This window comes from Streptomyces phytophilus, from assembly GCF_013870535.1.
Lineage (GTDB): Bacteria > Actinomycetota > Actinomycetes > Streptomycetales > Streptomycetaceae > Streptomyces > Streptomyces phytophilus.
The window spans coordinates 1-4,889 of the sequence record NZ_JACBXC010000391.1; the positions used below are offsets into that span (position 1 = coordinate 1).

General features: G+C 71.9%; 4 protein-coding genes. 2 read left to right on the plus strand and 2 right to left on the minus strand.

From position 1 onward, the window contains the following. A partial coding sequence (locus tag H5J30_RS35985; protein ID WP_220189030.1) for a hypothetical protein occupies window positions 1-209 on the plus strand: 209 nt, incomplete at its 5' end. Here the strand turns inward: H5J30_RS35985 and H5J30_RS17580 are convergent. Further along, on the minus strand, window positions 199-846 hold the full coding sequence (locus tag H5J30_RS17580) for an NUDIX domain-containing protein (protein WP_181788368.1): 648 nt from the start codon (window positions 844-846) through the stop codon (window positions 199-201). The two genes, H5J30_RS35985 and H5J30_RS17580, sit on opposite strands and share 11 nt — an antisense overlap. Continuing rightward, window positions 846-2,597: a CTP synthase gene (gene pyrG, locus H5J30_RS17585; protein ID WP_181788369.1), complete on the minus strand. Its 1,752-nt coding sequence runs from the start codon at window positions 2,595-2,597 to the stop codon at window positions 846-848. The genes H5J30_RS17580 and pyrG overlap by 1 nt, the downstream gene beginning before the upstream one ends. A 271-nt stretch (window positions 2,598-2,868) precedes the next feature. On the opposite strand from pyrG, the gene H5J30_RS17590 reads away from it, so the two are divergent. After that, the gene (locus H5J30_RS17590; RefSeq protein ID WP_309505558.1) at window positions 2,869-4,674 is read left to right on the plus strand and encodes a glycoside hydrolase family 15 protein; all 1,806 of its coding nucleotides are present in this window, start codon (window positions 2,869-2,871) and stop codon (window positions 4,672-4,674) included. Window positions 4,675-4,889: the final 215 nt, after the last annotated feature.

The following is a 4,889-nucleotide window of genomic DNA, read 5'->3' on the forward strand; positions in this document are numbered from 1 at the left end:
GCGCGGGCGATGTCGGCGCGCAGGGCGTCGAGCTCGCGGGTCCTGCCGACGAACCGGTGGGGGGCGGCCTGTTCCGTCACGCCGGTGAGCGTAATTCACCCAGCGTGAAGGGCGGGTCACGTGACGGCACATGGCCGAACGCCGGAACGAAGATCACCGCATCGGATCAACCGCCCGGCGGCCCCCCACCGGCACCGGTCAGGGTGTGAACGGGCGGGCCGGCCAGGGGGCGTTCGCCGGGCGCAGCGCGTCGAGACCGCCGTCCGTGCGGGCCGCGTGGAGCGCCAGGACGCCGAGCATCAGGCAGTTGTTGTGCAGGTCCCCGGCGAGGGCGCCGCGCAGCAGGTCGGCCACCGGCACCCGGTCGAGCGTGAGGTCCAGCTCCTCGCCGTGCGCGGCGTAGCGCTCGCCCACCGCCTCGGTCACGCCGCGGGCGAGGAAGACGCGCACGGCCTCGTCGCAGCCGCCCGGGGTGGTGTAGACGTCGACCAGCACGCGCCAGTCGTCGGCCTTGACGTGCGCCTCCTCGTACAGCTCGCGCCGGGCGGCGCTCAGCGGATTCTCGCCGGGCACGTCGAGGAGCCCCGCGGGGATCTCCCAGAGCTTCTGCCGCACGGGGTGGCGGTACTGGCTGAGCACCAGCACGCGGTCGTCGTCGTCGAGGGCGAGGACGGCGACCGAGCCGGGGTGGACCTGGTAGTCGCGGCGGGCGACGGTGCCGTCGGGCATCACCACGTCGTCGGTGCGCACGGCGGTCTTGGCGCCCTTGAACGGCGTCTCGGAGGCGACGACCTCCCACTCGGCCGCCGTGTCTTTCAACAGCTCGGCCTTCGACTGCTCCGCCATCACTTGCCCCCCTCGCGCACGGCGGCCACCGGCTTCTGCGCACCCGCGTGCGCGCCGTGCGGGCCGGCCTGCTGCTGCACGCCGCCCTGCTGCCGTGCTCCCGTTTCCTTCGCCGCCTCGTGCCTCGCGACGGCGGCCTTCAGCAGCCCGGCGAACAGCGGGTGCGGCCGGGTGGGCCGGGAGCGCAGCTCGGGGTGGGCCTGGGTGGAGACCAGGTACGGGTGCACCTCGCGCGGGTACTCGACGTACTCCACGAGCTTGTTGTCCGGGGAGGTGCCGGAGAAGGCGAGGCCGGCCTTCTTCTCCAGCTCGCTGCGGTAGGAGTTGTTGACCTCGTAGCGGTGCCGGTGGCGCTCCTCGACGTACGGCTGGTCCGCGTACGCCTCCCGTACCACCGAGCCCTCCGCCAGCTTGGCCGGGTAGAGCCCCAGGCGCATCGTGCCGCCCATGTCTCCCTCGCCGGCGACGATGTCGAGCTGCTCCTCCATGGTGGAGATCACCGGGTCGGCGGCGGCCTGGTCGAACTCCGTGGAGTTCGCGCCCGTGATGCCCGCGAGGTTGCGCGCGGCCTCGATGACGATGCAGTGGAGGCCGAGGCAGATGCCGAGCAGCGGCACCCGGTTCTCCCGCGCGTAGGTGACCGCGCCGATCTTGCCCTCCACGCCGCGCTCGCCGAAGCCGCCGGGGATGACGATGCCGTCCACGTCCGCCAGGTGCTTGCGGGCGCCCTGCGGTGTGCGGCAGTCGTCGGACGTGACCCATTTGATCTTGGCGCGGGCGTTGTTGGCGAAGCCGCCGGCGCGGATCGCCTCGGTGACCGACAGATAGGCGTCGGGCAGGTCGATGTACTTGCCGACGAGCGCGATCGTCACCTCGTGCGCCGGCTCGTGCACGCGCCGCAGCAGGTCGTCCCACTCGCTCCAGGCCACGTCCCTGAACGGCAGGTCCAGCTTGCGGACGACGTACGCGTCCAGGCCCTCCGCGTGCAGCACCTTGGGGATGTCGTAAATCGACTTGGCGTCGATGGCCGCGACGACCGCGGCCTCGTCGACGTCGCACATGAGCGAGATCTTGCGCTTGATCGCCGCCGGCACCTCGCGGTCCGCCCGCAGCACGATGGCGTCGGGCTGGATGCCGATGCTGCGCAGCGCGGCGACGGAGTGCTGCGTCGGCTTGGTCTTCAACTCGCCGGACGGGCCGATGTACGGCAGCAGCGAGATGTGGACGACGAACACGTTGTCCCGGCCGACCTCGTGCCGCACCTGGCGGACGGCCTCCAGGAACGGCAGCGACTCGATGTCGCCGACGGTGCCGCCGACTTCCGTGATCACCACGTCGACGTCGTCGGAGGCCATGCGCCGGATACGGGACTTGATCTCGTTGGTGATGTGCGGGATCACCTGCACCGTGTCGCCCAGGTACTCGCCGCGGCGCTCCTTGGCGATCACGGTGGAGTAGACCTGGCCGGTGGTGACGTTCGCCGAGCCGTCGAGGTCGACGTCGAGGAAGCGTTCGTAGTGCCCGATGTCGAGGTCGGTCTCGGCGCCGTCGTTGGTGACGAAGACCTCACCGTGCTGGAACGGGTTCATCGTGCCGGGGTCGACGTTCAGATACGGGTCGAGCTTCTGCATCGTGACGCGCAGCCCGCGCGCCTTCAGCAGCGCGCCCAGGCTGGAGGCGGTGAGCCCCTTGCCGAGCGAGGAGGCGACGCCTCCCGTGACGAAGATGTGCTTTGACGTCGTGGATGGCATGGCCAAGAGGGGCTCCCGTGGTCGCTGACGAGGTGCGTGGCGGGGTGCCCCAGATCGAGGTGGGTCGCTCGGCGAGCGCCGCCGCCACATGCCCGGCCGGCCCTCCGCTCCACGGGCTACCAGGGTAACAGTGATCCCCTGGTCACCGCCCGCGGCCGACCGCTCCCCGCCCGCCCGACCCGATCGGCCCAGGGGGAATCCGCGACCGTGGCGCGCGCGCACGCGCGAAGGCTTTATCCTCTGCGGAACGCACTTCTAGCTGGAGAGGCACGTGGCCGGGCGGATCGAGGACTACGCACTTCTGGGCGACATGCAGACGGCAGCGCTCGTCCGTCGCGACGGCACGGCCGACTGGCTCTGCCTGCCCCGGTTCGACTCCCATGCGGTGTTCGCGTCCCTACTGGGGACCGAGGAGCACGGCTTCTGGCGCCTCGGTCCCGCGTACGCCCCCGAGACCTCCCCGCCGCCCGCGACCCGGCGGCGCTACCGGGGCGACTCGCTGGTGCTGGAGTCCGAGTGGGACACCCCGCGCGGCACCGTCCGGCTGATCGACTTCATGCCGCCGCGCGACGGCGCCTCCCCGCAGCTCATCCGCATCGTGGAGGGCGTCACGGGCCGGGTGCCGATGCGCTCCGCGCTGCGGATGCGCTTCTCCTACGGCCGTATCGTGCCGTGGGTCCACCAGACCGAGGACGGCCGCACCGTCGGCGTCGCCGGGCCGGACTCGGTGTGGCTCGACGCCCCGGTGCCGACATACGGCCGGGACCTCACCACGTACTCGGACTTCACCGTCGGCCCCGGCGACCGGCTGGCGTTCACGATCAGCTGGCAGCCCTCGCACCGCGAGCCGCCGCAGCCCGCCGACCCCGAGACGGCGCTCACCGCCACCGAGGACTTCTGGCAGGACTGGACAGAGCACTGTACGTACCACGGCCCCTACCGGCACGCCGTGATCCGCTCGCTGATCACGCTCAAGGCCCTGACGTACGAGCCGACCGGCGGCATCGTCGCCGCGCCCACCACCTCGCTGCCGGAGGACATCGGCGGCGTGCGCAACTGGGACTACCGCTTCACCTGGCTGCGCGACGCCGCCATCACCCTGTCGTCCCTGCTGCGCACCGGGTACCACGAGGAGGCGCGCGCCTGGCGCGAGTGGCTGCTGCGCGCGGTCGCGGGCGACCCGGAGAACCTCCAGATCATGTACGGCATCGCGGGCGAGCGCGAGCTGGGCGAGTCGGAGCTGGACTGGCTGCCCGGCTACGAGGACTCCCGCCCGGTGCGCGCGGGCAACGGCGCGGCGGGGCAGTTGCAGCTCGACGTCTACGGCGAGGTCGTCGAGGCGCTGCACCTCGCGCACATGACGGGCCTCACCCGCAACGACTACGCCTCCCTGCTCCAGCTGAAGATGATCCGCTGGGTCGAGGAGAACTGGGACCGCCCCGACGAGGGGCTGTGGGAGGTGCGCGGCCCGCGGCGGCACTTCGTGCACTCCAAGGTGATGACGTGGGTCGCCGTCGACCGCACGATCAAGCTCATCGAGTCCGGCGAGGCGGACGGCCCGCTGGAGCGCTGGCAGCGGCTGCGCGACGACATCCACCGCGACGTCTGCGAGAAGGGCTACGACCGGCAGCGCAACACCTTCACGCAGTCCTACGGCTCGCAGGAGCTGGACGCCTCGCTGCTGCTGATCCCGCAGGTCGGCTTCCTGCCGCCGGACGACAAGCGCGTCATCGGCACCATCGAGGCCATCCAGCGCGAGCTGGGCACCCCCGACGGCTTCATCCGCCGCTACCCGACCGCGGGCGACGAGACGGGCAGCGACGGGCTGCCGGGCGACGAAGGCGCGTTCCTCGCCTGCTCGTTCTGGATGGCGGACGACCTGGCGATGATCGGCCGGGTGCAGGAGGCGCGGCAGCTCTTCGAGAAGCTGCTGGCGCTCAGGAACGACCTGGGGCTGCTCGCCGAGGAGTGGGACCCGCGGCTGCAGCGCCAGGTGGGCAACTTCCCGCAGGCGTTCAGCCACGTGCCGCTGATCGACACGGCGCTGCGGCTCAGCGCGTCAGGGGCGTACGGGTAGCACCCGCAGGGGCGCGCGGAAGCGCGGCAGCGGTACGGCGCGCTTCCACGCGCCGCGGTCGGCTGCCGGCGGCCCTCCGGGCGGGGCCCGTCAGGACGGGTCGTGAGGACGGGGGCCGTCAGGCGTCGCCGTACGTCATCAACTCGTCGTAGATCGACAGCACCTGCGCGACGGTGTCGTCCTCCGTCGGCCAGGTGCCGGCCTGGGCGCGGCCC

Excerpts from the sequence above, each read along its gene's own strand:
- H5J30_RS17580 (WP_181788368.1), bottom strand. The coding sequence starts at position 846 with ATGGCGGAGCAGTCGAAGGCCGAGCTGTTGAAAGACACGGCGGCCGAG.
- pyrG (WP_181788369.1), bottom strand. The coding sequence starts at position 2,597 with ATGCCATCCACGACGTCAAAGCACATCTTCGTCACGGGAGGCGTCGCC.